Genomic DNA, 25,649 nt, shown 5'->3' on the forward strand with positions numbered 1-25,649 from the left:
GAGAAGAAAGCAGACCATGGATTTGATTACCAATCTGTCGCTGGGCTTCGGCGTCGCATTCACCTTCACCAACCTGCTGTATTGCCTGGTCGGTTGTATCCTGGGCACCCTCATCGGCGTGCTCCCCGGCATCGGTCCAGTCGCGACCATCGCTATGCTGCTGCCCGCCACCTATGCGCTGCCACCCGTGTCGGCGCTGATCATGCTGGCCGGCATCTACTACGGCGCGCAATACGGCGGCTCGACCACCGCCATCCTGGTGAACCTGCCAGGGGAATCTTCTTCGGTGGTGACCGTGATCGACGGCTACCAGATGGCGCGAAAGGGGCGGGCAGGACCTGCGCTCGCCGCCGCCGGCCTGGGGTCGTTCTTCGCCGGTTGCGTCGGCACCTTGATCCTGGCCGCGTTCGCACCGCCGCTGACGGAACTGGCCTTCAAGTTCGGCCCCGCCGAATACTTCTCGCTGATGATCCTGGGCCTGATCGGCGCCGTGGTGCTGGCTTCGGGCTCGCTGCTCAAGGCCATCGCGATGATCGTGCTGGGCCTGTGCATGGGCCTGGTCGGCACCGACGTGAACTCGGGCGTGGCCCGCTTCAGCTTCGACATCCCGGAACTGACCGACGGCATCGGCTTCGTCGCCATCGCCATGGGTGTGTTCGGCTACGGTGAAATCATTGCCAACCTCTCGCGTCCGGAGCACGAACGCGAAGTGTTCACCGCCAAGGTGTCGGGCCTGATGCCCACCGGCGAGGACTTCAAGCGCATGCTGCCCGCGGTGCTGCGCGGCACGTCGCTCGGCGCGGCACTGGGCATCCTGCCCGGCGGCGGCGCGCTGCTGGCGGCTTTCGCGGCCTACACGATCGAGAAGAAGACCAAGCTGCAACCGGGCGAAGTGCCCTTCGGCAAGGGCAACATCCGCGGCGTCGCGGCGCCGGAAGCGGCCAACAACGCCGGTGCGCAAACCTCCTTCATCCCGCTGCTGACGCTGGGCATTCCGCCGAACGCCGTGATGGCGCTGATGGTCGGTGCCATGACCATCCACAACATCCAGCCGGGCCCGCAGGTGATGACCAGCAACCCCGAACTGTTCTGGGGCCTGATCGCCTCGATGTGGATCGGCAACACGATGCTGGTGATCCTGAACCTGCCGCTGATCGGCATGTGGATCAAGCTGCTGTCGGTGCCCTACAAGTACCTGTTCCCGGCGATCGTTCTGTTCTGCGCCATTGGCGTGTATTCGACCAACAACAACACCTTCGACATCTGGATGGTGGGCGGCTTCGGCTTCATCGGCTACATGTTCTACAAGCTGGGTTGCGAGCCGGCACCGTTGCTGCTGGGCTTCATCCTCGGACCGATGATGGAAGAGAACCTGCGCCGTGCGCTGCTGCTGTCGCGTGGCGACTGGAGCGTGTTCGTGCTGCGCCCGATCTCTGCCGTGTTGCTGGCTTGCGCCGCGCTGCTGCTGATCATCGTGCTGATGCCTTCGATCAAGGCCAAGCGCGAGGAAGCGTTCCACGAAGAAGAGGAGTAACCCATCCCCGAAGCGCCTGCGGCGCTCTTGGACGACACGGCGTCTTCGGACGCCGTTTTCTATGGCGCGGCGGGCAGCGCGATGGCGGTCTCGTGGATGAGCTGCCAGACGCGTTGGGCCAAGGGGGAGGGCGCGCGGTTGCGGCGATGCACCAGCATCACGGCGCGCTCGACCTGCGGCACGAGTGGCACCACCCGAAGGCTGCGAAAGCCCGCGGGCGGCACGGCCAGCGATGGCATCACGCTGATGCCGAGGCCGGCCTCGATCATGCGGAAGGCCGTCGTGGGATGGCCCACCTGCTGGCGCACGATGCAGTGGGCGCCGTGGCGGATCAGCGCCTGGTCGATCAGGCGGCGACTGCCCGAGGCATGGTCGAGCAGCACCAGGGCCTCGCCATCGAGCTGCGACCACTTCAGCTGCTTGCGCCCTGCATGGGCATGATCGGGCGGCACGACGAGGCAGAACGGGTCCGACAGGATCGTCTCGCACTGCAGGTCGTCCTGCGACGCGGGCTCGATCACCACGCCGAAGTCGACCTCGCCGGCCCGCACGCTGTCGAGCACGTCCTGCTGGATGCGGTCGAGCAGCACGAGCTCGATGTCGGGCTCCACCCGCGCGCAGGCCGCGATGCAGGCGGGCATGAGGTTGGCCGACAAGGTCGGGCTGCTGGCGACGCGCACCTTGCCGCGGCGCGCATTCGACATGCCCTGCACGTCGAGCAGGGTTTGCTCCAGTTCATCGAGCACCCGGTGCAGCCGCGCCGCCAGGGATTGCCCGGCCTCGGTGAGCGCGACTTCGCGCGTGGTGCGGTCCAGCAGCTTGAGGCCGAATTGCGCTTCGAATTCCAGGATCGACCGACTGACGGCAGGTTGCGTCAGGCCGATCTGGTCGCCCGCGCGGCTGAAGTTGCGGGTCTCGGCCACGGCCAGGAAGACGCGAAGTTGGCGCAGGGTCACATTCATGCGATCGGATCATATATCTATCAGATAAATCCATTTCCCGTTTGAATGCGCCGCGTGTCAAATCCATGCCTGCGGCTCGCGGGGAGGCGAGTGCGCATGCCGCCCTTCAGATGCCCACGAAAGATCGATCCAAATGAAACGCAGAAGCTTCGCGCTGGCCACCACACTGGTGTTGGCGACCCTGCCCGCCTGGGCGCAGAACTATCCGTCCAGGCCGATTCGCCTGGTCGTGCCCTTTCCGGCGGCCGGCGCCACCGACCTGTTCGCGCGCACGCTCACCCACACGATGGGTGAGAAGCTGGGCGCCACTTTCGTCGTCGACAACAAGCCCGGCGCCGGCGGCTCGATCGGTTCCGACGCGGCCGCCAAGGCCCCGGCCGACGGCTACACGCTGCTGTTGGCCACCACCAGCACGCACTCGATTGGTCCGGCGCTGGCCAACAAGCTGCCCTACGACACGGTGGCCGATTTCACGCCCATCGCCCACGTCGGCAATGCGCCGAGCATCATGCTGGTGCCGACAACCTCGCCCGCAAAGACGGTGAAGGAATTCATCGACTACGCGAAGAAGAACCCCGGCAAGCTCAACTACGCGTCGAGCGGTCCGGGCACCATCGTTCAGCTCTCCGCGGAACTGTTCAAGGCGCAGGCCGGCGTCCACATCACGCACATCCCCTACAAGGGCACCGCGCTCGCCATGCCCGACCTGATGAGCGGCAAGGTCGACCTGCTGTTCGATTCCCTGCCCACCGGCCTGCCCTATGTGCGCGACGGCCGCCTTCGCGCGCTGGCCGTCACCTCGCTGAAGCGCAGCCCGCTGGCGCCGGACCTGCCGACCGTGGCCGACACCTTGCCCGGCTACGAGTCCAACACCGTGTTCGGCCTGTACGGTCCCAAGGGCCTCTCGCCTGAGCTGGTGGCGCGCCTCAACGCCGCCGCCAACGCAGCGCTGGCCGATCCCGACATGAAGGAAAAGCTGTCGCGCCTGGGCATCGAGCCGGTCACCAGCACGCCGGCGCAACTCGCCAAGACCATTGCCGATGACACCGCCAAGTGGAAGAAGATCATCGTCGAGCGCAAGATCACGAGCGACTAAAGGCTGACCCATGAAATTCGACTACGCGAACCCCTATCCCTCCACTCGCATCCCGGTGTTCGCCCGCAACGTCGTGTCGACATCGCATCCGCTGGCCGCGCAGGCCGGTTTGCGCATCCTCTACCAAGGCGGCAACGCGGTGGACGCCGCGATCGCCGCGGCCGCCGTGATGACGCTGGTCGAGCCGGTGAGCAACGGCCTCGGCAGCGATGCCTTCTGCATCCTGTGGGACGGACAGCAACTGCACGGCCTCAACGCTTCCGGTCCGGCGCCCAAGGCCTGGACGCCCGACTACTTCATCAAGAAGTACGGCGCCGACAAGACCACGCCGCCGCAGCGCGGCATCGACTCGGTGACGGTCCCGGGCGCGGTGCGCGGCTGGGTCGCGATGAGCGACCGCTTCGGCAAGCTGCCCTTCGCCAACCTCATGGTGCCGGCCATCGACATCGCCGAGCGCGGCTACCTGATGCCGCCGGTGGTGCAGCAGAAGTGGGCTGCCGCCACGCCGCTGCTGCAAGCGCAACCCGGCTTCGCGCAGGCCTTCCTGCCCTGGGGCCGCGCGCCGGAGGTGGGCGAGTTGTTCCGCTTTGCCGCCGCCGCACGCGCGCTCGAGGCCATCGCACGGACCAAGGGCGAGGCCTACTACACCGGCGAGATCGCCGAAGCCATCGCGGCCTTTGCCAAGGAACACGGCGGCGCGCTCACCGTGGCCGACCTCGCGGCCTACCAGCCCGAATGGGTCACGCCGATCTCGCGCGACTACCGCGGCTACACGCTGCACGAGATACCGCCGAACGGCCAGGGCATCGCGGCATTGATCGCGCTGGGCATCCTCGAGAAGTTCGACATCGCGTCGCTGCCCGTCGACTCGGTCGCCTCCCAGCACTTGCAGATCGAGGCGATGAAGCTGGCCTTCGCCGACGTCTACCGCTACGTGTCCGAGCCATCGACGATGACCGTGACGCCCGCGCAGATGCTCGATGACGCCTACCTGGCTTCGCGTGCCCGGCTCATCGACATCAAGAAAGCTCAGGACTTCAAGGCGGGCAACCCGGTCAAGGGCGGCACCATCTACCTCACGGCGGCGGACGAGAGCGGCATGATGGTCAGCTTCATCCAGAGCAACTTCATGGGCTTCGGCTCCGGTTGCGTGGAGCCCGAGTTCGGCATCAGCCTGCAGAACCGCGGCCACGGCTTCAGCCTCAAGGCCGACAGCCCCAACGTGGTGGCGCCCGGCAAGCGACCCTTCCACACGATCATCCCGGCCTTCCTCACCAAGGATGGGCAGCCGGTGATGAGCTTCGGCGTGATGGGCGGCAACATGCAGCCGCAGGGGCACATGCAGACGCTGGTGCGCATGATCGACTACCGGCAGAACCTGCAGGCCGCCTGCGACGCGCCGCGCTGGCGTTTCAACGCGGGGCTCAACATCAACGTCGAGGCCGCGATGAACGCCAACACCATCCAGGGCTTGAGTGACCTGGGCCACGAGATGGACGTCATCAACGATTCGTACCAGGACTTCGGCGCCGGGCAGTTCATCTGGCGCAAGGGCGATCCGGGTGTCGAAGGCTACGTTGCCGCCAGCGATCCGCGGCGCGACGGACTGGCCGCGGGCTACTAGGCCCATCCCGGCTCCGCGCACTTCGTGTCGCCCGTCCCACCCCCTTCGAGGGGGCAGCAATCGCAGACGGCAGAAGCCGGTCCTGCGGTGCTTTCCGAGAAAGCCATGCGTTCCAAACGCGCGGCGGGGCTGGCGTTGGCGACCGTCGGTGCGATCGCCTTCAGCGGCAAGGCCATCATCGTCAAGCTCGCCTACCGGCATGGCGTGGACGCGGTCACGCTCATCATGCTGCGCATGCTGTTCGCGTTACCGCTTTTCGCGCTCATGGCGTGGTGGGCCGGACACGGCAAGCCGGCACTCACGATGCGCGACCGGCTCGGCGTGCTGGGCCTTGGCTTCTCTGGCTACTACCTCGCGAGTTTTCTCGACTTCGCCGGACTGGCCTACATCAGCGCCGGCTTCGAACGGCTCATCCTGTACCTCAATCCGACGCTGGTCCTGCTGTTCGGCTGGGTGCTGTACCGGCGTCGCGCATCGCGTCGGCAACTGGTTGGCATGGCGATCAGCTACACCGGCGTCGCGCTGGTGTTCGGCCACGAGATCTGGGGTGGCACGGGCGCGGGCGGCGGCATGGCGGCGTGGGGTGCGTTCCTCTGCTTCCTGAGCGCGGTGAGCTATGCGGGCTACCTCGTGTACAGCGGCGAGTTCGTCAAGCGACTGGGCTCGCTGCGCCTGGTCGGCCTGGCGACGAGCGCGGCCTGCCTGTTCTGCATCGCGCAGTTCGCCGTGCTTCGGCCGATGAGCGCGGCCTTCGCGGTGGCGCCGGAGGTGGTGTGGTTGTCAGTACTCAATGCCACCTTGTGCACGGCCGTGCCGGTGCTGATGGTGATGATGGCCATCGAGCGCATCGGTGCGGCGGTGGCGGCGCAGACTGGGATGATCGGCCCGATGTCGACCATCCTGATGGGCATCGTCATCCTGGGCGAGCCCTTCACCGTGTGGATCGCGGTGGGCACGCTGCTGGTGATCGCGGGGATCTTCGTCTTCACGCGTACCGGTCGCTGAAGGTGCGAATCCTTCCGGCCGTCGTCCGAAGGCGACGCTGAGGAGAGCGGACTTTTCCCCGGCGGGGCTACTCAGTCTTCGTCGGCCTCTGTGACCTTCTGTGGCAGGTCGCTTTCGGCCATGGGACGCGGCCCATTCATCATGAAATCGAGCGCATGGGGCGGCCCGAAATCTTCGCTGCGGCACGAACTCAGGCCGTCGATGATCTTGACGACCTGGCGGTGAATGCGCAGCTCGTCGCCGTTCTCAAGAACCACGACGGCAAGCGCGTTTCGAATCAGGTGGAACTCGCAAACGGCGTGATTGTCGACATGGACTTGGTCAGCCGAAGCGAGCGCGGTGAAGAAATCGGTGATGTAAAGGGCCATGCCGGTACTTTAGGGAAAGCGACGGATTCGCGCACGCAATTACTGCACATTCATGGCATCCTTCCCATCTTGGTTGGAGAATTCGTGAAGTAATGCACAGGCTAACACCTTTGGACTAGGCTTTCCCCGCTTCTCATCAAGCTGAAACTTTGGTTGGAATGACAGAAGCCGACCACCCCCTCAATCGGTCGCCGGCCTGTCTTTCGAATGGCGCGCACGTCATCTACCTCAGGGTCGTGGTCGCCAACTGGGCCAGCAGGCGCGCGACTTCCGCCGGCTGCGGAAAGTCCACGGTGCGCAGCACCAGCCGGGCCTGGCGGTCGAAGAAGTAGACCTGGCCGGTGTGCTTGTCGGGGCCGACGGCGCGGCCGGCGAGGAAGTCCAGCCAGGTGTCGAGTAAGGCCGGCGCAGGCGAGAAGGCGCGCCAGCGCGATCCGGCCTGAAAGCGGGCGAGCCATGCAGTCAATGCCTTGGGGTCGTCCCCCAACGGGTCGATGCTGGCCGAGAGCAATTGCAGCGACGAATCGCTGCGCGGCAACGCGGCCTGCACCTGCGCGAACAACGCCCCCTGGATCGGGCAGATCGAACTGCAACCTGTGAACATCAGTTGCAGCGCGGTCGCCTTGCCGGTGAGCAGGTCGCGCAGGCGCGCGGTGCTACCGGTGTTCGACGTCACCTTGATATCGGGTGCCAGCAGCGGTGGGCGCACTTCGCCGGCTGCGTTGTGCGCGCGTGCCTTTCCGATGCACAGCGCGGGAAGCGCTGCTGCGATGCCGGCGCGCAGGAGGGCGCGGCGCTTCATTGCGTGCCCAGGTAGGCCCACAGGTCTTCGCAACCCTGGGGCGAAAGGCTGTAGCGTGGCATGGCGGTGTTGATCATCACGCCGGCCGGGTCGAGGCCCTCGCGCAGCAGGCGGCAGAACGAGGCGGGGTCATAGCGGCTGCCCGGGCCACCGCGCCGTGAGCGCAGCTCATTCAGGTACTTCGACGTGAGGAGCGGCGCGAACGCCGCCTGTCCGGAGGTGCCGGTGGAGGGCGAATGGCAGTTCACGCATCGCACGGCTTCGGCCGGCAGGTCCAGGCTGTGGCCCGGCAGGCGGGCCACCAACGGCTTTTCGCCGACGAACGCGCTGCGGCCGGAGGCAGCCACACCGGAAGGCGGCGTCGGTGCGTCGGCTCTTGCGCCGGGGCCGCTTGCCATGGCGATCATGGCCAGCATCAGGCCCGAGGCGATGAGGGCGGTCTTCATCGTGGATTGAAACCTCGGCGTGAGTCCGCAAGGGCACGCACTGCCCACGGTGCCGTCACGCGACACGCGGCTGCATTTGCTGGCGTGGCCTCAATTCGCATAGAGCCGTGCGGCAGGCGTCGCTGCATAGTCGGCCGCGTCGGGCGTCTTCCACTGCAACCGCGTGACGGCCCAGCCCGTTGCTTCGTAGAACTCGATCTTGATGCTGTAGAGCTGGCCGGCGACGAGGTTCAGGGCTGCGGACTCGTTGTAGGTCGGGCCATGCAGCGTCCAGTTGTCGATGACCAGCTTTCCGTCGATCCAGACGCGGATGCCGTCGTCGCTCAGGGTCCGGAACTGGTAGCTGCCGGAGGCGGGCGCCTCGATCATGCCGGTCCAGCGCGCCGAGTAGTAGTCGGCGTTGACTGTCGCCCCCGGTGCGCCGTTGCCCCAGTCGAAGTCCACCGATTCCACCCGCACCAGCGCCGGTGTGCCGGTCAGGGTGGTGTTGTTGAAGTAGCTGCCCAGCAGGCCGGTGCCGGTGCCTGGATTGTTGGGTGCGCGCAGCTCCTGGCTGCCGATCTGCTTGACGAAGGCGCTGACGGAGAGAACGTCGGCTTCTGTCAGCGTGAGGGTGGTGTGCGCGCGCACAGCGTCTTCCACCGTCTCGGCCGAACCGTCGTGCAGGTACGGCGCGGTGGCCCACACGTCGCGCAGCGTCGGCGTGTCCAGGCCGGTGAGGGCGGCGCCCAGGCGCTTGCCGCTGCTCGGCTTGAGCGTGCCGACGTTGTTGAGCCGGCCGGTCGCGCTGTCGGTGAAGTCGGCGCCGCCGTGGCAGGTGGCACACTGCGCGGCGAACACGTTCTTGCCGGTGACGGCTTGCGTGGTCAAAGTGCCATCGGCATTGCGTAGCGGGCTTTCGCTGAAGGCCTTGAGCGAACCCATGTAAGCGGCGAGCGCGTCGAGGTCGGCGCTGAGGCCGGCCTTCCGATCGCCCAGCGGCTGGCTGCGCGTGCCGGTGTTGAAGGCGGCATCCGTCATCAGGCCGGTGCCGCGCGCGAAATTGCGGATCTGGCCTTCGAAGTCCTGCCCCTCGTCGAAATTGCCGGTCCAGTGCAGCTTGCCCTGGCCGCCGGCGCGACCGCGCAGGCTGATGGTGTTGCGCAGGCCTTCGCCCAGGCCGGTGAAGTCCCAGGTGCGGCCGTCGCTCGCGCCGTCGTTGTGGCAACTGGCGCAACTCATGTAGCTGTCGCGGGCCAGGCGCGGGTCCTTGGCGTCGTAGAAGAACTGCTTGCCGCGCAACACCTCGGCGCTCAGGCGTTCGGTGCCCGCCGTGGTCCAGGTCGCGGCGAGGTTGGCGGTGGATTCCCCGTACTGCAGCAGGCGCGTCAGGTCGTACACGCCGATGCTGCGGTCCATGAAGTTGTGGACGTACAGGCGCATGCCGTCCGAAGACAGCGCGAGGCCCTGAGGCGCGCGGCCCGCGGCCAGACGGAACAACTCGCGCTTGCCGGCGGCGTCGAGCACGGCCACTTCGCGCGAGGCTTCCAGTGCCACGAACAGGTAGGCGCCATTGGGGTGGTAGATCGCCGCGCTCGCCACGCCGCTGTTGTCATGGTCGACGCGGCCCGCATGGTCCTCGGCGTTGGCCGTCAGGTCGAGGCGTGAGGAGATGGCGCGTACGGTGCTCTCGAAGTCGAGCGGCTTGCCGTCGCGCAGGCGGCCGCGCTGGATGTTGTCCTGCTTGGACGGCACCCAGGCGCTGCGGCCATCGGGCGCGATGGCGGGTGCGCCGAGGTAGTTGGGGACGCCGCGCGCCTGCACTGTCGAGTCGGGCTTGTCGCTGTGTTGTAGCACGAAGCGGCGCACCACGGCCAGGGTCGCTGGATTGAGTTCAGTGACATCGCCGCCGGTCTTCACGCCGGCGATGTCGGTGCGCACGGCGGCGGTTCCCTCTCCGGGCTGCGGCGCGGTGACGAAGCGGGTGGCCAGCAGGCGCTGGCCGTCCGCGCTCAGCGCCAGATGACGCACGCCCGGAAGCGCCACGTCGCCCACTTGCGCCCAGGCGTTGTCGAACTTGAGCACACGGCCGGTCGCCTCCAGCGCCACGTAGCTGCTGCCGTCGGCGCCGGTCAGCACGCCATACGGCTGCGATGCGCGCGGCAGCGGCACGGTACGGACCACGCCGAGGCTGGCGGTGCTCAGCACGCTGAGGCTGGCCGTCTCCTTGTTGGCCACGACCGCCACGCCGCCGCGCACGCTCACGCTGCGAGGTTGCGCGCCGACCGCGATTTCCGCGACGCGCGCGCCGCTGCCGGCGTCGAACACGGACACGGTGTCGGCGTCGGGATTGACCACCCAGAGCCGGTCGCTGGCGCCGGTCCGCTTTTCCAGCTCCACGTTGGTGCTCGCGATGGCGCCGGTGCCTGGCTGGACGCCCGCGCTGGTCACGGCCTGCATGAAGTTGCGCGTGGTGATGGTGCCGTCGGCATTGCGGGCCGACACGGTGACGGTGTAGACGCCGGGCGCGGCATAGGCATGGCTCGCGTTGGGGCTGTTGCCGTCGACCCAGCCGGTGGACGGGCTGCCGTCGCCGAACACCCAGCTGTATTGCAGGCCAATGGCCGTGCCGTTGTTGGCCGCGTAGCTCGCGGTATTGCCGGCCGCCACCGCAGGCGCGGCGATCGGTGCGATCACGGGGATCGGGTCGAGGATGCGCCAGGCGAAGCTCTTCGCGGTCGAGCCGCCGCGCCCGTCGCTGACGGTGACGTTCACGGTGTAGCTGCCGCCTTGCGACGGGTACCCGGCGATCACGCCGTTGGCGGGATTGAAGTTGACGCCGGGCGGCAATCCGGCGATGGCGAAGCTCAGTGGGTCGCCGTCGGGGTCGCTCGCCGCCAGCGTGATGACCGTTTCTTCGCCCTGGCGCGCAACGGGTGGTGTCACGTCCGCCAGCAATGGCGCGCGATTGAGTGCAGGCGCGCCGAACACCTCGACCTCCGCCAGGCTCAGGTAGTTGGTGCCCGACAGTTGGACGCGGACATAGCGACCGGTTGCGCCCGGCGCGACCGTGGTCAGCCGCGCCGCGGCGCCCGGCACCTGGAGCTTGGCCACGTTGCCGTCGGCCTGCAGTTGGGCCAGGCTCCTGCCGGTCATCGGCGTGCGCGAGACCAGCACGTTGAAGTTGCCGAGTCGGTCGGTGCAGCAATCGGTGCGATTCCAGAGGCGCATCGTGTGGATCCGGTAGTCGGCGCCGAGGTCCACTTCCCACCAGGGCGTGGCTTCGTAGTTGGTGTGCATGACCGAGTTGGCGCCCCAGAAGCTGCCGTCAATCACGCCATCGACAGCGCGCGTCGCCTCGCCCCCCCAGCCGGTGGACGACTGGCTCGCGGTCTTGCCCCGCGCCAGGTTGTTGAAGTAGACGGTCTTCTGCTCGGCATTGCTGCCGAAGTCGCGCAAGTCGCCTTGCGAGATCGGGTTGCCCCAGTTCACGCCATCGGTGCTCGTGTAGAAGGCGTAGCCGGCCATGGTGGAGTTGGTATCGCCGGGGCGCGGGAGGTAGCTGAAGCCACCGAGCCGTTGGGGCGTGCCGAGGTCGACGATGAACGCGTGCGGCAACGGTGTGGCGCCGGCGCTCCACTGAGTGACCCACCAGGTGCCAGGATTGCCGTCGATGGCCCTGGCCGCGGCGCCGGCTTCACCGGCCGTTTCCGCGCTGCTGGCCTGGGCCGTCCAGCCGGTGCGCGGAAGGATGGCGCCGTCTTCCCCGAGCAGGTTGAATTCGGCCATGGAGATGTAGGGATTGCCCCGGACCTCGCTCGTGGCCACGAGCTTTACGAAGCGCACGCCGGCGTTGGCGTCTGTGATCCGCCAGAGGAACTGCGAACTCACCTTGGCCGCGGAGTTGGCGGCGTAGACGGTCACCGCGTAGTTGCCGGGCTGGCTCGGCGTGCCGCTGATCACGCCGGTGGCGGGGTCGATGCGCAGACCCTGGGGCAGGCCATCGGCGCTGAAGCCCGTGGCCGTGCCGCCGGCCGGCGTGGCCTGCACCGCGAAGCGCACGGCGCCGCCCACGGTGGCGGATTGGTCGTTGGGCGCGACCAGTCGTGGCGCGCCGGCGTCACCGATGGTCACCATCTTCGCGACCGAGGGCGTGCCGTCGGCGTTCATGCCGAACAGCATGTACATGCCGGGCACGGCCCAGCCGGGGTTGCTCGGGACATCGACCTTGTAGTTGTTGTCGCCCACGCCGGTGAAGCTCAGCGAGAGGCGGCGCTGGTCGTTGTTGACCGTGTGCGTGGTCGAGGACATGCGGACCAGCGAGAAGGAGGCGATGGCCGAGTCGGCGCTGACGTTCATCGTGCTGCCGTACGAGGCTTGCGCCGGCGCGCTCAACAGCTTGGGACGCGTGGCGGTCGTTCCGTCGGGGTTGAACAGGTAGTGCGGCGACAGGATCTGCACGTCGCCGTGGTTCGCCGCACAGCTGGCGCCACAGAGGCCGCCGCCCGAGCTCAGCACGCGCGCATCCGGCAGCAGCAGGGCCACGCTGTGGTAGTTGCGCGGCACCGACATGGCCGGCATGGGCGTGAAGGTCTCGGTCACCGGATCGAAGAGTTCGGGGACCATCACCGAATTGCTGTCGCTGAAGGCGGTGGCGATGGTCTGGCCGCCGAGCACGACCACTTGGCCGTTGGGCAGGACGACCGAATTCTGGAAGGCGCGCGCATACGCCATCGGATTGATCTTGCGCACCGAGACGCCGGCGTTCAGGTCGATCACATAGGACAGGTTGTTCGAGGTGGCGCCGGCGTTGTGGATGGCGCCGCCGACCTTCAGGACCTTGCCGGTGTCGTACATCACCGTGTTGCCGAGGACGCTGAACTGGTCGTCGGCGCGCGGGCCGATCACTTCGACCGCGCCGTCACCGCGCGTGTCGAGCCAGTGCATGCGCTGGCCCGGGCCGGCGTGGAATACCTTGCCGTTGCCGGCCGGGATCAGCCACAGGTGGCTGTCGCCGACCCAGCCGATGCCGCTGTCGGGCGACAGCATGGAGTCGATCTTCAGGCCGGGGAGCTTGCGCCAGCCGCCGGCGGCGGTCCAGACCTCGCCGTGCTTGTTGCCGACGCCGCCGTCCCAGGAGCCGCCCAGGGTGAGCACGGAGCCGTCGGACAGCAGCGTGTTGGCGTTGTAGGCGCGCGGGATGTTGAGCTTGGCGCCGGTGCTCCAGGCGCCGGTGCCGGGGTTGTAGATGCTGGTGTTGGAGTCGCCGCTGCCGCCCGTGATCATCAGGCTCCCGTCGGCGAGGTTGGTCGTGCCCGAGCAGAACATGTTGTGCCCGGTTTCGGAGATGAGTCGTTCGGCGGAGGTCGACGTGACCGGGTCGAACATCGCCGAGTAGGTGCGATTGCCGCCGGCGCTGAAGCTGAAGCGGTCTTCCGCGGCCCAGAACAGCACCTTGCCGTCGGGCATGCTGGATGCGGCGGCCGGCACGATCGGCAGCTTGGTGACGGCGGACCATTGCGCCTGGGCGGGGGCCGCGATCTTGCGCCGGAGTTCGCGCTGGCGCTGGAGCTTGGACGCAAAGTCGGCCGGCGAATCCTTGCCGGCGGCCCTGTCGGTCGAGCTGTCGAGGGTGTCGTTCGACCCGCTGCTGCCTTCGCCGGCACCACCGGCTGCGACCATGCCGCCACCACTGTCGCCGCCACCGCACGATGCCAGCAGCAACGACACGGCCAGACTGGCTCCCACCAATTGAACGTAGCTTCACTTGTTCTCCCTGAACTCTCTTGGTTCATTGCACGGCTCGGCATCGATAGTGCGACGCAGAGGTGAAATGAACGATTAAGTTTTCATCGTAACAAGTCCCGCAAGGCAGTTACATACTGCAAGTACCACTTGTGTGGAGGATTCCCTTCAGTACGCAGGGACCGCGGCGCGGATGCGGCCCGCGCGTGTCGTCAATTGGGATAGAGCCGTTCGACCGGCGTCACGGAGAAGTCGCCTGCGCCGGACGGCTTCCATTCCAGGCGCATGTTCGCGCCATGCGTCCACTCGAAGTATTCGATGCGGATGCGATGGAGCCCGGCTGCCAACTCCAGCGGGGCGGTGGTGTCGTAGTCAGGGTGGTAGGTCCAGTGGTCTATCAGCAGCTTGTCGCCGATCCACAGTCGCACGCCATCGTCGAGCAGGGTGCGGAACTGGTAGCTGCCGGTGGTGGGCGCCTCGATGGTGCCGGTCCAGCGCACCGAGAAGAAGTCGACCCCGATCGGGGCGCCGGGCGAACCCAGGCCCCATTCGAAGTTCACCGGTTCGACGCGCACCAGTGCCGGCGGGCCGCTCAACGTGATGTTGTTGAAGTAGTTGCCCAGCAGGCCGGTGCCGGTGGCCGGAATATGGGGGGCGCGGACTTCCTCGTTGCCGATCTGCTTGACGAAGGCGCTGACCGCCAGCACGTCCTCGTCGGTGAGGCTCAGGTTGGTGTGTGCGCGCACGGCCTCCTCGAGCGTGGCTGCCGAGCCATCGTGCAGGTACGGGGCGGTGGCCCAGGCGTCGCGCAGGGTGGGGATGTCCAGGCCGGTCAAGGGCGCGCCGAGGCGCTTGCCGCTGCTGGGCTTGAGGGTGCCGATGTTGTCGAGGCGATTTGTTGCGCTGTTGGTGAAGTCGGGGCCGCCGTGGCATGCGACGCACTGCGCGGCGAACACGGTCTTGCCGTTGACGGCCTGCGTCGTCAGGCTGCCATCGGCATTGCGCAGCGGGCTGGCGCTGAAGGCGTTGAGCGAGCGCAGGTAGGCCGTCAGCGCATCCAGGTCCACGCTCTGGCCGGCCTTGGGGTCGCCCAGCGGTTGGCTGCGTGTGCCGGCGTTCAACGCGGCATCGGACATCAGCCCGGTGCCGCGGGCGAGGTTGCGGATCTGGCCCTCGAAGTCCTGTACTTCGTCGAAGTTGCCGCTCCAGTGCAGCCGGCCCTGTCCGCCGGCGCGACCACGCAAGGAGATCGTGTTGCGCAGGCCTTCGCCCAGGCTGCTGAAGTCCCAGGTGCGGCCGTCGTGCGCGCCATCGTTGTGGCAGCTCGCGCAACTCAGGTAGGCGTCGCGAGCGAGGCGCGGGTCCTTGGCATCGTAGAAGAATTGCTTGCCGCGCAGCACCTCGGGTGTGAGCCGTTCGGTGTCCGTGCCGGACACGGCGCCAATCAGGCCGATGGTGGGCTCGCCGTATTGCAGCAGCCGGCCCAGGTCGTAGGCGCCGACCGTGCGGTCCATGAAGTTGCTGACATAGAGGCGTGTGCCGTCCAGCGACAGCGCCACGCCCTGCGGCGCCCGGCCCACCGCCAGTCGCATCAGTTCGCGCTTGCCGGCGGCATCGAGCACCGCCACTTCGCGCGAGCTTTCCAGCGCCACGAAGAGATAGGCGCCATTGGGGTGGTAGACGGCGGCGCTCGCCACGCCGCTGTTGTCGTGGTCGATGCGCGCCGGGTAGTCCTCGGTGTTGGCCATCAGGTCCAGGCGCGAGGAAATGGCGCGCACGGTGTTCTCGAAGCCCAGCGGCTGGCCGTCGCGCAGGCTGCCGCGCTGGATGTTGTCCTGCTTGGACGGTATCCATGCGCTCCTGCCGTCCGGGGCGATGGCGGGCGCGCCCAGGTAGTTGGGCACGCCGCGTCCTTGTACCGAGCCGTCCGCCTTGTCGCCATGCTGCAACACGAAGCGGCGGACCACGGACAGCGTCACGGGGTCGAATTCGGTGACTTCGCCGCCGGTCTTCACGCCGTCGATGTCGCCGCGCACGGTGGTCGTGCCTTCGCCGGGTTGGGGGGCGGTGATGAAGCGCGTGGCCAGCAGGCGCTTGCCGTCGGCGCTCATGCCGAGGTGGCGCACGCCAGGTGCGGCCACCTCGGCGCTCTGGGTCCAGGTGGTGTCGAACTTGAGCACGCGGCCGGTCGCCTCCAGCGCCACGTAGGTGCTGCCATCGGGCGCGATGAGCACGCCGTAGGGCTGCGACCCGCGCGGCAAGGGCACCGTGCGCACTACCTTCAAGGTGCTGGTGCTCAGCACGCTGAGGCTGGCCGCTTCCTTGTTGGCGACAACGGCGATGCCATTGCCGATGCTCACGCTGCGCGGCTGGGCCCCGACCGCGATTTCGGCCAGGCGGTAGCCATCATCGGAATTGAAGACGGACACGGTGTCCGAGTCCTGGTTGAGTACCCACACGCGCTCGCTGGCGCCGGCGCGCGGTTCGACCGCGAGGATGGCGCTGGCGCTTGCGCGCGGCCCACCGGGTGCGCTGCCTTGCGCGCCGGCCGGTGCGCCGTCCGAGGTGGTGACGGCCTGCATGAAGCTGCGCGTGACGACGGTGCCGTCCGCGCTGCGGGCCGATACGGTGACGTTGTAGACGCCCGGCGCCGCGAAGGCATGGGTCATGTCGGCACCGCCGTCGGCGATCCAGCCGGTCGACGGGCTGCCATCGCCGAACACCCAGCTGTATTGAAGGCCCGCGGCGGCGCCCGCGCTGGCCGCATAGCTGGCGTTTCCGCCCGCGTTCACCGCTGGTGCGGCGATGGGTTCGATCACCGGCAGCGGGTTGAGGATGCGCCAGTCGAAGCGGGTGGCGGCCGTGCCGCCGCGGCCATCGCTGACCGTAGCGGTCACGGTGAAGCTGCCGCTCTGCGAGGGGTAGCCGGCGATCATGCCGCTGGCCGGGTTGTAGCTGACGCCCTCGGGCAGGCCGCTCACTTCGAAGGCGAGCGGGTCGCCATCCGGGTCGCTGGCGGCGAGCGCAAAGGCGGCTTGCTCACCCTGGTGCGTGGAAGGGGGCGCCACGGCGGCGAGCGATGGCGGCCGGTTGGAGGCCGGCACGCCGAACACCTCGACCTCCGCCAGGCTGAGCGCGCCGGTGCCGGCCAGTTGCACGCGCACATGGCGCCCGGTGGCGCCGGGCTGCAAGGTGGTCAGGCGTGCGGCTGTGCCGGGCACCTGCGTCTTGCTGACGCTGTCGTCCGCCATCAACGCCTCGTAGCTCCTGCCGGTCATGGGCGTGGACGAGACGAACACCTGGAAGTTGCTCAACTGGTCGGCGCAGCAATCGGTGCGGTTCCACAGGCGCAGTGCATGAATGCGGAAGTCGGCGCCGAGGTCCACTTCCCACCACGGGTTCGCGGTGCTTTCGGTCAAGGTGGTCGAGTTGACGGCCCAGTTGCCGTCATTCACGCCGTCGACGGCGCGCGCGGCGGCGCCGCCGGCTTGTTCTGACGACGCGCTGGCGGGCCTGCCGCGCGCGACGTTGTTGAAATAGATGGTCTTGCGCCCGAGGTTGGGTCCGTAGTCTCGGAAGTCCCCTTGAGAGACCGGTGGGCCCCAGTTCACGCCGTCGGCGCTGACGTAGAACTCGTAGCGGGCGATGGTGGAGTTGTCGCTGTTCTGGCGCGGCCGGTAGGCGAAGCCGCCGACGTGCTGCATCGTGCCCATGTCGATCACGAAGGCATGCGGCTGCACCGCCAGGGGATCGGACCACTGCGTGAGCCAGTAGGAGTCGGGGTTGTCGTCGATCGCCAGCGCGGCCGGCGCGTATTCGCCGCGGGTCTCGGCGCTGCTTGCGCTGGCCTTCCAGCCGGCGCGGGACAGGACGGCGCCTTGCTCGTTCAACAGGTCGAAGTCGCTGATCGAGGCCAGCGGACTGTCGTTGAACGAGCTGTTCGACACCAGCTTGACGTAGCGCGACGCCGGATTCGACTCGTTGACGACCCACTGGAACTGCCAGCTCACTCTGCTGCCGGACACGGCGGCAGACACGCGGACCACGTAGTTGCCGGTGCGGCTCGGGCTGCCGCTGATGACGCCCGTGGCGGGGTCGATGCGCAGGCCTTCGGGCAGGCCATCGGCGCTGTAGCTGATGGTCATGCCGCCGGCATGCGTGGCGCGAACCGGCAGGGTCAAGGTCGAGCCAACCGCGCTGAGCTGGTCGTTGGGTGCGCTCAGTTGCGGTGCACCGGTGCCATCGATGGTGACCATCTTCGCGACCGAGGGCGTGCCGTTGGCGTTCATCGCGAACAGCATGTAGACGCCGGGAAGCGCCCAGCCCGGATTGCTCGGCACGTAGAGCCGGTAGTTGTTGTCGCCGAGGCTGGTGAAGTCCAGCGGCAGCCGGCGCTGGTCGTTGTTGACCGTGTGGGTGGTCGAGGACATGCGCACCAGCGAGAAGGACGCGACCGGGCTGTCGGTGCCGACCGTCATCGTGCTGCCGTAGCCAGCGCGGGCCGGTGCGTTGAGCAGCACCGGGCGGGTGGCCGGCGTGCCGTCCGCGTTGAACAGGTAGTGCGGGGAGAGGATCTGCAGGTCGGCGTGGTTGGCCGAGCAGCCTTCGCCGCACACGCCGCCGCCGGCCGACAGCACGCGACCGTCCTGCAGCAGCAAGGCGACGCTGTGGTAGTTGCGCGGCACCGACATCGCCGGCAGCGGCGTGAAGGTCTCGGTGATCGGGTCGAACAGCTCGGGCACCATCACCGCGTTGCTGTCGCTGAAGCCGAGCGCGATGGTCTGGCCGCCGATCACGACCACCTGCCCGTTCGGCAGCACCACCGCGTTGTTATACGCGCGCGGGTAGGCCATCGGATTGATCTTGCGCACCGAGACACCGGCGTTGAGATCGATCACGTAGCTCTGGCTGCTGGACTTGTCGGTCACGGCCATGTCGACGCCGCCGGCCTTCAGGATCTTGCCGGTGTCGTACATCACGGCGCTGCCGGTGATGGCGAAGGCATCGTCGCCGCGCGGGCCGGCGGGTTCGACCGAGCCCTCGCCCCGCGTGTCGAGCCAGTGCATCTGACGGCCTGGACCGGCCTGGAACACCTTGCCGTTGCCGGCCGGATGCAGCCAGAAGTGGCTGTCGGCCACCCACGATTCGGCGGCGCCGGGGGACAGCATCGAATCGATCTTCAGCCCCGACACGGTGCGCCATCCCGCGGCGGCGCTCCAGACTTCGCCGCCCCTGCTGGCGGGGCCGAGGTCCCAGGAGCCGCCCATGGTCAGCACCGAGCCGTCCGACAGGAGGGTGTTGGCGTTGTAGGCGCGGCTGATGTTGAGCTTGGCGCCCGTGCTCCACTGGCCGGTGCCGGGGTTGTAGATGCTGGTGTTCGATTCACCGCTGCCGCCGGCGACCAGCAGGCTGCCATCGGCCAGGTTGGTCGTGCCCGAGCAGAACATGTTGTGCCCGGTCTCGCTGACGAGACGATCGGTCGCGGTCATCGCGACCGGGTCGAACAGCGTCGAGTACGTGCGGTTGCTGTCGCTCGAGACGGTGAAGCGGTTCTCGCCGGCCCACAACAGCACCTTGCCATCGGGCAGGGTGGAGGCGGAGGCGGGCACCAGGGACAGGTCGGTCACGGCGGACCACTGGGCTTGCGCCGGGGCGGCGATCTTGCGGCGGAGTTCGCGCTGCTTCTCGAAGGTCGCTGCAAAACCGGCGGAAGTCGGCGACCCTGAGCTTGCGCCGAACTGGCCGTCTCCCTGGCCCGACGAGCCCCCGCAGGAACCCAACAACACCGCCGCGGCCACGCCGGCGCCCAGGCCCACCCATCGCATATTCACGCGTTCTCCCTGAATGATTTTTGACTAGCACCAAACCTTTTGACCTGCTGCAATCAAAGGTCGAGGTTCGTGACTAATTTCACATGCTAACGAATCGTTGAGCAGAGCACTGATACGTTTCTGTCATGTGGCGCGTCGTGTCGACACACGACCACGTTCCGACGATCATCGCTGCACTATTGCGCGATCAGCGGATCGGCATGCGGAACTTTTTCCTTAAACAAGAGGTTGTCAACAATGGATTTCGGAATCGCGGGCAGGACTGCCCTGGTGTGTGGGGCGAGCAAGGGCCTCGGCTTGGGATGCGCGGAAGCGCTGGTGCGCGAGGGCGTGAACGTGGTGATCGTGGCGCGCGGCGCCGACGTGTTGCAGGCTGCGGCGGCGCATCTCTCCGCGCTTCGCCCCGGCGCCGACGCTCCCTTCGTCAAGCAGGTGGCCGCCGACATCACCACGGTCGAAGGCCGCGCCGCGGCCTTCGCGGCCCATGCCGACTACGACATCGTCGTCACCAACGCAGGCGGGCCGCCGCCGGGTGACTTCCGCGACTGGGACCGTGACGCGTGGATCAAGGCGGTGGATGCGAACATGCTGACGCCGATCGAACTCATCAAGGCCACGGTCGACGGCATGGCCGCGCGTGGCTACGGACGCATCGTCAACATCACGTCCAGCTCGGTGAAGTCGCCGATCGACATCCTCGGCCTGTCGAACGGCGCGCGCAGCGGGCTCACCGGCTTCATCGCGGGCGTGGCGCGCACGTCCATCGCTGCCAAGGGTGTGACCATCAACAACCTGCTGCCGGGCGCCTTCGACACGGACCGCCTCAAGGGCACGATGGAAGGCACGGCGAAGAAGACCGGCCAGGACATCGACACCATTCGCGCGGCCCGCGCCAGGACCATACCGGCGGGGCGCTTCGGTACCGCGGCGGAGTTTGGTGCGACCTGCGCTTTCCTCTGCAGCATGCAGGCCGGCTACATCACCGGGCAGAACGTGCTGACGGATGGCGGGGCGTATCCCGGGACGTACTGAGTCCAGCACCGATGCGGGCCTCGCGGATTGCGGGAGGGAGGCTCAGGACCATGCGAGCACGTAGTCGGCGCGCGATTTCGTGGCGGCGATGAGCCGTGCATTCGGCGCATCGGTGCTGTCCACCCAGGCCCGCGCGGCCTCGGCGCTGCGGCCGAACTGCCGATGGCGCTGTATCAGGCGCTCTTCGCGCAGCGCATCGTCGATGTCCACGTACCAGGTCTCGTCGAGCAGCGGGGCCGCGCCGCCCCAGGGCCCCACGTCGTGCAGCAGGTAGTTGCCCTCGGTGATGACCAGTTGCGTGGAGGGCAGCACCGCGATGGCGCCGGCGATCGGCTCTTCGATGTCGCGATGGAACTCGGGGGCGTAGACGATGTCGCCATCCGCGCGCTGGTCACGCAGCCGTTGAAGCAGGGCCACATAGCCGGCGCTGTCGAAGGTGTCGGGTGCACCTTTGCGCCCGGCGCGGCCGAGGCGCTGGAGTTCCACGTTCGCGAGATGGAAGCCGTCCATCGGCACGACCTGGGCGCGCTCGGTGCCGACGGCCTGGAGTAGCGCGGCCGCCAGCGTCGACTTGCCGGCGCCGGGTGCGCCGATCACGCCCAGCAGCTTGCGCTGGCCGCTGGCCATCAGGGCCTGCAGGCGAAATAGCGCGTCGGCGGGAAGGGCGGGCAGATTCGGCGTGGTGTTCATCGTTGCAGCGTACAGCCTGTGGCGCTGCCGGGTGCCGGGGTCTGTCTCGAGCGTGCGACATTGCTTTCCATTTCATGGCACGATCCATCCCCCTTTCACCCGACCCACTGCGAGGATTCACGCACATGCAGAGCAAAGCCGTTCGCATCGACCGCCATGGCGGCCCGGAAGAACTGAAGATCGTCGAGGTCGACGTGGGCGATCCGGGTCCGGGCGAGATCCGCATCAGGCACAAGGCGGTTGGCCTGAATTTCATCGACACCTACCAGCGCAGCGGGCTCTACCCGTTCCAGATGCCGCTGCAGTTGGGCATGGAGGCTGCCGGCGTGGTCGAGGCGGTGGGCGAGGGCGTCATGCACCTCAAAGCGGGCGATCGCGCCGCCTATGCGAGCCAGCCCCCGGGTGCCTACTGCGAGCTGCGCGTGATGCCGGCCAAAAGCGTCTGCAAGCTGCCCGACGGCATCTCCTTCGAGACCGGCGCGGCCATGATGCTGAAGGGTCTGACGGCGCACTACCTGCTCAAGAAGACCTTGCCCGTGGAGGGCTTGCAGCCCGGCGACCACCTCGTTTTCCATGCCGCAGCCGGCGGCGTGGGCCTGATCGCCTGCCAGTGGGCGAAGGCGCTCGGGCTGAAGCTGATCGGCACGGCCGGCACGGATGCCAAGTGCCAGCTCGCCCTGGACCACGGCGCCGCGCATGCCATCAACTACAGCACCGGCAACTTCGCCGCGCAGGTCCGGGAGATCACCGGCGGCAAGGGCGTGAAGGTGGTCTACGACTCGGTCGGCAAGGACACCTTCGAGGGCTCGATCGATTGCCTGCGGCCCTTCGGCCTGCTGGCGGTGTTCGGCAACGGCTCGGGTCCGGTTCCGCCGGTGAGCCTGGGCCTGCTCGCCTCCAAGGGCTCGCTCTATGTGACGCGGCCGACGCTTTTCACCCACATCGCCACGCGCGAGGCCACGCAGGCCATGGCCGACGAACTGTTCGCGGTGGTGGAGAGCGGCGCGGTGAAGATTCCGGTCGACCAACGGTATCCGCTGGCGGACGTGCAACAGGCGCACCGTGACCTCGAGGCGCGCAAGACCACCGGCTGTACTGTATTGACGCTCTGAGGCGGGGAGCCTTCCGCGAGTCCCGACGCCAGAGCAGGCAAAGCGCTGACCGTTCGTGGGCGCCCGCGAAAACGGTGGCATTCGGGGGTGGGTTCGTGCAGGGAGTTTTCCTACGGTCGGTAGCGCACGGGGACTGCGTATCCCTGTGCCACCGGGTCATAGCCTCCGTCGCAAATGACAGCAGTCAGAGTTTTCATCGCCGAGGACAACCCGACGATCCTCCACAACCTCATCGATACGCTGCGCGAAGTGGCGTATGTCGATCCGGTCGGCACAGCCGATGCTGAGGCCGAGGCTGTTCATTGGCTACTCAGCCATGTCGATGAATGGGACTTGGCCATCGTCGACCTGTTCCTCAAGCGAGGCAGTGGCCTGCGCATCCTGGAGGCCCTCCAGGATCGCGACCCCGCGCGCAAAATCGTTGTGCTCAGCAACCATGCTTCCACGGACATGCGCCGCAAATGCGCCCAACTCGGCGCCGACGCCGTGTTTGACAAGGCCAGCGAACTCGACGACCTCGTCGATTTCTGCCTGCGTCGCCGCGAAGTGCCGCACAGCATGTATTGATGCGGCAGATGAATATATCTATCAGATAAATCCATTTCACTTTTGAATGGCATGGGCGTCCAATGGCGCCCATGGCTCGTTCACGCTTTCTCCCCGACAACTTCACGCTGGCCCTTGTCACCACGGTGGTCCTGGCCAGCCTGCTGCCGGCCAGCGGCGGGCCGGGCCGGTTCTTCGAAGGGCTGACAACCTTCGCGATCGGCCTGCTGTTCTTCCTGCATGGCGCCAAGCTCTCGCGCGAGGCCATCGTGGCGGGGGTCACGCACTGGCGGTTGCACCTGCTGGTGTTCGCCTGCACGTTTGCGCTGTTCCCGTTCCTGGGCTTTGCGCTCAAGCCGGTGCTGTCGCCGCTGGTGACGCCGGAGATCTACACCGGCGTGCTGTTCCTCTGCGTGCTGCCGGCGACTGTGCAGTCGGCCATCGCTTTCACTTCGATGGCGCGCGGCAATATCCCAGCGGCCGTGTGCAGCGCCTCGGCCTCGACGCTGTTGGGCGTGTTCGTCACGCCGATCCTCGTCAACCTGCTGGTCGTGCCGCATGGCGGCGGCGGCGCCGGCAGCGCGCTCGATGCCATCGGCCGCATCCTCTTGCAACTGATGCTGCCCTTTGCGGTCGGCCACTTCGCGCGGCCCTGGATCGGTGGCTTCACGAAGAAGCACGCCCCGGTGCTCAAGTTCGTCGACCAGGGCTCGATCCTGCTGGTGGTCTACACCGCGTTCAGCGCGGCCGTCATCGAAGGCCTGTGGAAGCAGGTGCCGATCAGTGCGCTGCTGGGCCTGGTCGTCGTGTGCGTGGTGCTGCTGGCGCTGGCGCTCACCAGCACCACCTGGATCGCACGCAAGCTCGGCTTCGACAAGGCCGACGAGATCACCATCGTCTTCTGCGGCTCCAAGAAGAGCCTGGCCAGCGGCATCCCGATGGCCAAGGTGCTGTTCGCATCGCATGCGGTGGGCGCGATCGTGCTGCCGCTGATGCTGTTTCACCAGATCCAGTTGATGGTGTGCGCGGTGCTGGCGCAGCGCTATGCGAGGCGCGTCGAGCCGGCAGCCATTGCGACGGCGCCGCTTGTGAACCCGGCGGAAGCGGCGGCTGAAGCTACGGCAGATTGAGCCTTTCGCGCCGGCTCAGGACTGCTCGAGTTCTCCAAGCCGCGAGGTCCGCAGCCGGCTCGGCGACAGCGCGCCCACCAGGTCAAGGATGGGGTAGGCGATCGAGCAGATGTGCGAGTTGATGCGCTTCAGGTCGCTGATCAGGTCGATGTGCAGCGAACTGGTCTCGATGCTCAGGGCAGTCTGCTCCGACAACCGATCCAGGTGCGTGCCCGCATAGGTCCGCTCCAGGTCGCGGAAGCGCGCCTTCTCATGCAGCAGCCTCTGCGCATCGCGCACATTGCCATTCAGGAACACGCTCATGCCCAGCCGCAGGTTGGCCACCAGGCGCTGGTGCAGCTCGACGATCTCGGCCATCCCCGCTTCGGAGAAGTTGCGCTGCGGCTTGATCTTCTTGTCCTCGATGTCGATGATCACGCGCTCGATGATGTCGCCGATCTGCTCCATGTTGATGGTGAAGCTGATGATGTCGGTCCAGCGCCGGCTCTCGTCCTCGCCGAGGGCCTCGCGCGAAATCTTGGTCATGTAGTACTTGATCGACGAGTACAGCTCGTCCACCGTGTCGTCGAGCTTGCGCAGTTCCTGCGCGAGCTGCAGGTCGTTGTGCTTGATGACGTTGAGCATGCCGATCAGCATGGTCTCGACGATGTCGGCCTGGTGCAGCGCCTCGCGCGCCGCGTTGGAGATGGCCAAGCTGGGCGTCGACAGCGCGGAGGGGTCCAGGTGATGCTGCCGCTGCGTGGCCACCGATTCCACCGGCACCGGCATCAGCCGCGTCACCAGCGCCGCCACGCGGTTCGTCAGGCCGATGAAGCCGATGCTCACCACCACGTTGAAGGCCAGGTGATACAGCACCACCAGGTGCGTCGCGTCCGACACATAGGGCCGCACATGCCGCAGATACAGCCCGACCAGCGGCGCCGCCACAGCCACGCCCAGCAGCTTGAACAGCAGGTTGCCGATGGTCACGTGTCGCACCTGGACGCTGGACTTCGCGGTCGTCAACACCGCCAGGATGCCGCTGCCCAGGTTGGCGCCGAGCACCAGACCCAGCGCCACGTCGAGCGGCACCAGGTTCGAGCTGGCCATGGTCGCGACCAGCAGTACCACCGCCAGGCTGGAATAGGCCACCACGGCGAAGGCCGCGCCGATGGTGATCTCCAGCAGCACGTCGCTGTTGAGCGAGGCCAGCAGCGCACGCACCGCCGGAGCGGAGAACAGCGGCCCCGTCGCCTGCACCACCAGTTGCAACGCCAGCAGCATCAGGCCCAGCCCGATCAGCACGCGCCCGATGCGCCCGGCTGCGCTCGCCGACTGGGTGATGAACAGCACCACGCCCACCAGGATGAACAAGGGCGACAGCCACGACAGGTCGGTGGAGAACAGCACCGCCATCAGCGCGGTCCCGACATCGGCACCGCGCATCACGGCCAGCGCAGCCGGCAAGGTCACCAGCCCTTGCCCGACGAAGGACGATGTCATCAGCGAGGTGGCCGTGCTCGACTGCACCAATGCCGTCACCCCGATGCCCGACAGGGCGGCAGTGAAGCGGTTGCGCATGCTGCGCGCGAGGAACTTGCGCAGGTTGGCTCCGAACACCCGCAGCACACCCGTGCGAACGAGATGGGTCCCCCAGACCAGCAGCGCAACCGCTGCCAACAAGTTCAACAAATGTTTCATGTAGCAGGGCCACTATAGGGCACGCCGCCCGGCGGTGTTTGCCGGGCGTCTGCGGGCACGCGACGCA

The 25,649-nt window shown here is 67.4% G+C and carries 16 protein-coding genes; 8 read left to right on the forward strand and 8 right to left on the reverse strand.

The window, feature by feature from the left end:
* The first annotated feature begins 16 nt into the window (after positions 1 to 16).
* Complete coding sequence (locus WKW79_RS15665; protein WP_340336099.1) at positions 17 to 1,534, forward strand: tripartite tricarboxylate transporter permease; 1,518 nt, start codon at positions 17 to 19, stop codon at positions 1,532 to 1,534.
* Positions 1,535 to 1,593: 59 nt separating this feature from the next.
* On the opposite strand, the gene WKW79_RS15670 is transcribed toward WKW79_RS15665, so the two are convergent.
* Positions 1,594 to 2,496 carry a LysR family transcriptional regulator gene (locus tag WKW79_RS15670; protein ID WP_340336100.1) on the reverse strand — a complete coding sequence of 301 codons (903 nt, stop codon included), beginning with the start codon at positions 2,494 to 2,496 and terminating at the stop codon, positions 1,594 to 1,596.
* Between the two features lie 133 nt (positions 2,497 to 2,629).
* Here WKW79_RS15670 and WKW79_RS15675 point away from each other — a divergent pair, with 133 nt between their 5' ends.
* From WKW79_RS15675 to WKW79_RS15685, 3 genes are all read left to right on the forward strand, one after another.
* Positions 2,630 to 3,592 carry a Bug family tripartite tricarboxylate transporter substrate binding protein gene (locus tag WKW79_RS15675; protein WP_340336101.1) on the forward strand — a complete coding sequence of 321 codons (963 nt, stop codon included), beginning with the start codon at positions 2,630 to 2,632 and terminating at the stop codon, positions 3,590 to 3,592.
* Positions 3,593 to 3,602: 10 nt separating this feature from the next.
* Positions 3,603 to 5,216: a gamma-glutamyltransferase family protein gene (locus WKW79_RS15680; protein ID WP_340336102.1), complete on the forward strand. Its 1,614-nt coding sequence runs from the start codon at positions 3,603 to 3,605 to the stop codon at positions 5,214 to 5,216.
* Between the two features lie 105 nt (positions 5,217 to 5,321).
* Positions 5,322 to 6,221: a DMT family transporter gene (locus WKW79_RS15685; protein WP_340336103.1), complete on the forward strand. Its 900-nt coding sequence runs from the start codon at positions 5,322 to 5,324 to the stop codon at positions 6,219 to 6,221.
* A 71-nt stretch (positions 6,222 to 6,292) separates the two neighbouring features.
* Here the strand turns inward: WKW79_RS15685 and WKW79_RS15690 are convergent, their stop codons facing one another.
* From WKW79_RS15690 to WKW79_RS15710, 5 genes are all read right to left on the reverse strand, one after another.
* Entirely contained in the window at positions 6,293 to 6,589 is a 297-nt protein-coding gene (locus WKW79_RS15690) for a hypothetical protein (RefSeq protein WP_340336104.1), read from the reverse strand.
* A gap of 223 nt (positions 6,590 to 6,812) precedes the next feature.
* Positions 6,813 to 7,391: an SCO family protein gene (locus tag WKW79_RS15695; RefSeq protein WP_340336105.1), complete on the reverse strand. Its 579-nt coding sequence runs from the start codon at positions 7,389 to 7,391 to the stop codon at positions 6,813 to 6,815.
* A complete protein-coding gene (locus WKW79_RS15700) occupies positions 7,388 to 7,837 on the reverse strand; it encodes a hypothetical protein (RefSeq protein ID WP_340336106.1) in 450 nt (149 codons plus the stop codon). The genes WKW79_RS15695 and WKW79_RS15700 overlap by 4 nt, the downstream gene beginning before the upstream one ends.
* A gap of 90 nt (positions 7,838 to 7,927) precedes the next feature.
* Complete coding sequence (locus WKW79_RS15705; protein WP_340336414.1) at positions 7,928 to 13,564, reverse strand: PA14 domain-containing protein; 5,637 nt, start codon at positions 13,562 to 13,564, stop codon at positions 7,928 to 7,930.
* A 209-nt stretch (positions 13,565 to 13,773) separates the two neighbouring features.
* On the reverse strand, positions 13,774 to 19,386 hold the full coding sequence (locus WKW79_RS15710; protein ID WP_340336415.1) for a discoidin domain-containing protein: 5,613 nt from the start codon (positions 19,384 to 19,386) through the stop codon (positions 13,774 to 13,776).
* Between the two features lie 243 nt (positions 19,387 to 19,629).
* Here WKW79_RS15710 and WKW79_RS15715 point away from each other — a divergent pair, with 243 nt between their 5' ends.
* Positions 19,630 to 20,424, forward strand: coding sequence for an SDR family oxidoreductase (locus WKW79_RS15715; RefSeq protein ID WP_340336107.1), 795 nt, complete (start codon positions 19,630 to 19,632; stop codon positions 20,422 to 20,424).
* Positions 20,425 to 20,466: 42 nt separating this feature from the next.
* Here the strand turns inward: WKW79_RS15715 and WKW79_RS15720 are convergent, their stop codons facing one another.
* Positions 20,467 to 21,114, reverse strand: a complete 648-nt coding sequence (locus WKW79_RS15720) for a nucleoside/nucleotide kinase family protein (protein WP_340336108.1) — start codon at positions 21,112 to 21,114, stop codon at positions 20,467 to 20,469.
* 125 nt (positions 21,115 to 21,239) lie between these two features.
* Here WKW79_RS15720 and WKW79_RS15725 point away from each other — a divergent pair, with 125 nt between their 5' ends.
* The 3 genes from WKW79_RS15725 (at position 21,240) to WKW79_RS15735 (ending at position 23,902) form a co-directional block, all read left to right on the forward strand.
* On the forward strand, positions 21,240 to 22,226 hold the full coding sequence (locus WKW79_RS15725; RefSeq protein WP_340336109.1) for a quinone oxidoreductase family protein: 987 nt from the start codon (positions 21,240 to 21,242) through the stop codon (positions 22,224 to 22,226).
* A 174-nt stretch (positions 22,227 to 22,400) separates the two neighbouring features.
* Positions 22,401 to 22,793: a response regulator gene (locus WKW79_RS15730; protein WP_340336110.1), complete on the forward strand. Its 393-nt coding sequence runs from the start codon at positions 22,401 to 22,403 to the stop codon at positions 22,791 to 22,793.
* 71 nt (positions 22,794 to 22,864) lie between these two features.
* Positions 22,865 to 23,902: a bile acid:sodium symporter family protein gene (locus WKW79_RS15735; protein ID WP_340336111.1), complete on the forward strand. Its 1,038-nt coding sequence runs from the start codon at positions 22,865 to 22,867 to the stop codon at positions 23,900 to 23,902.
* 15 nt (positions 23,903 to 23,917) lie between these two features.
* On the opposite strand, the gene WKW79_RS15740 is transcribed toward WKW79_RS15735, so the two are convergent.
* Positions 23,918 to 25,582 (reverse strand): Na/Pi cotransporter family protein, encoded by a 1,665-nt coding sequence (locus tag WKW79_RS15740; RefSeq protein ID WP_340336112.1) that lies wholly within the window; start codon positions 25,580 to 25,582, stop codon positions 23,918 to 23,920.
* Positions 25,583 to 25,649: the final 67 nt, after the last annotated feature.

The sequence above is a fragment of the Variovorax robiniae genome, from assembly GCF_037889955.1.
GTDB classification, from domain to species: Bacteria; Pseudomonadota; Gammaproteobacteria; order Burkholderiales; family Burkholderiaceae_C; genus Variovorax; species Variovorax robiniae.

Excerpts from the sequence above, each read along its gene's own strand:
- WKW79_RS15685 (WP_340336103.1), top strand. The coding sequence starts at position 5,322 with ATGCGTTCCAAACGCGCGGCGGGGCTGGCGTTGGCGACCGTCGGTGCG.
- WKW79_RS15665 (WP_340336099.1), top strand. The coding sequence starts at position 17 with ATGGATTTGATTACCAATCTGTCGCTGGGCTTCGGCGTCGCATTCACC.
- WKW79_RS15670 (WP_340336100.1), bottom strand. The coding sequence starts at position 2,496 with ATGAATGTGACCCTGCGCCAACTTCGCGTCTTCCTGGCCGTGGCCGAG.
- WKW79_RS15710 (WP_340336415.1), bottom strand. The coding sequence starts at position 19,386 with ATGCGATGGGTGGGCCTGGGCGCCGGCGTGGCCGCGGCGGTGTTGTTG.
- WKW79_RS15675 (WP_340336101.1), top strand. The coding sequence starts at position 2,630 with ATGAAACGCAGAAGCTTCGCGCTGGCCACCACACTGGTGTTGGCGACC.
- WKW79_RS15720 (WP_340336108.1), bottom strand. The coding sequence starts at position 21,114 with ATGAACACCACGCCGAATCTGCCCGCCCTTCCCGCCGACGCGCTATTT.
- WKW79_RS15700 (WP_340336106.1), bottom strand. The coding sequence starts at position 7,837 with ATGAAGACCGCCCTCATCGCCTCGGGCCTGATGCTGGCCATGATCGCC.
- WKW79_RS15680 (WP_340336102.1), top strand. The coding sequence starts at position 3,603 with ATGAAATTCGACTACGCGAACCCCTATCCCTCCACTCGCATCCCGGTG.
- WKW79_RS15730 (WP_340336110.1), top strand. The coding sequence starts at position 22,401 with ATGACAGCAGTCAGAGTTTTCATCGCCGAGGACAACCCGACGATCCTC.
- WKW79_RS15725 (WP_340336109.1), top strand. The coding sequence starts at position 21,240 with ATGCAGAGCAAAGCCGTTCGCATCGACCGCCATGGCGGCCCGGAAGAA.
- WKW79_RS15735 (WP_340336111.1), top strand. The coding sequence starts at position 22,865 with ATGGCTCGTTCACGCTTTCTCCCCGACAACTTCACGCTGGCCCTTGTC.
- WKW79_RS15690 (WP_340336104.1), bottom strand. The coding sequence starts at position 6,589 with ATGGCCCTTTACATCACCGATTTCTTCACCGCGCTCGCTTCGGCTGAC.
- WKW79_RS15715 (WP_340336107.1), top strand. The coding sequence starts at position 19,630 with ATGGATTTCGGAATCGCGGGCAGGACTGCCCTGGTGTGTGGGGCGAGC.
- WKW79_RS15695 (WP_340336105.1), bottom strand. The coding sequence starts at position 7,391 with ATGAAGCGCCGCGCCCTCCTGCGCGCCGGCATCGCAGCAGCGCTTCCC.
- WKW79_RS15740 (WP_340336112.1), bottom strand. The coding sequence starts at position 25,582 with ATGAAACATTTGTTGAACTTGTTGGCAGCGGTTGCGCTGCTGGTCTGG.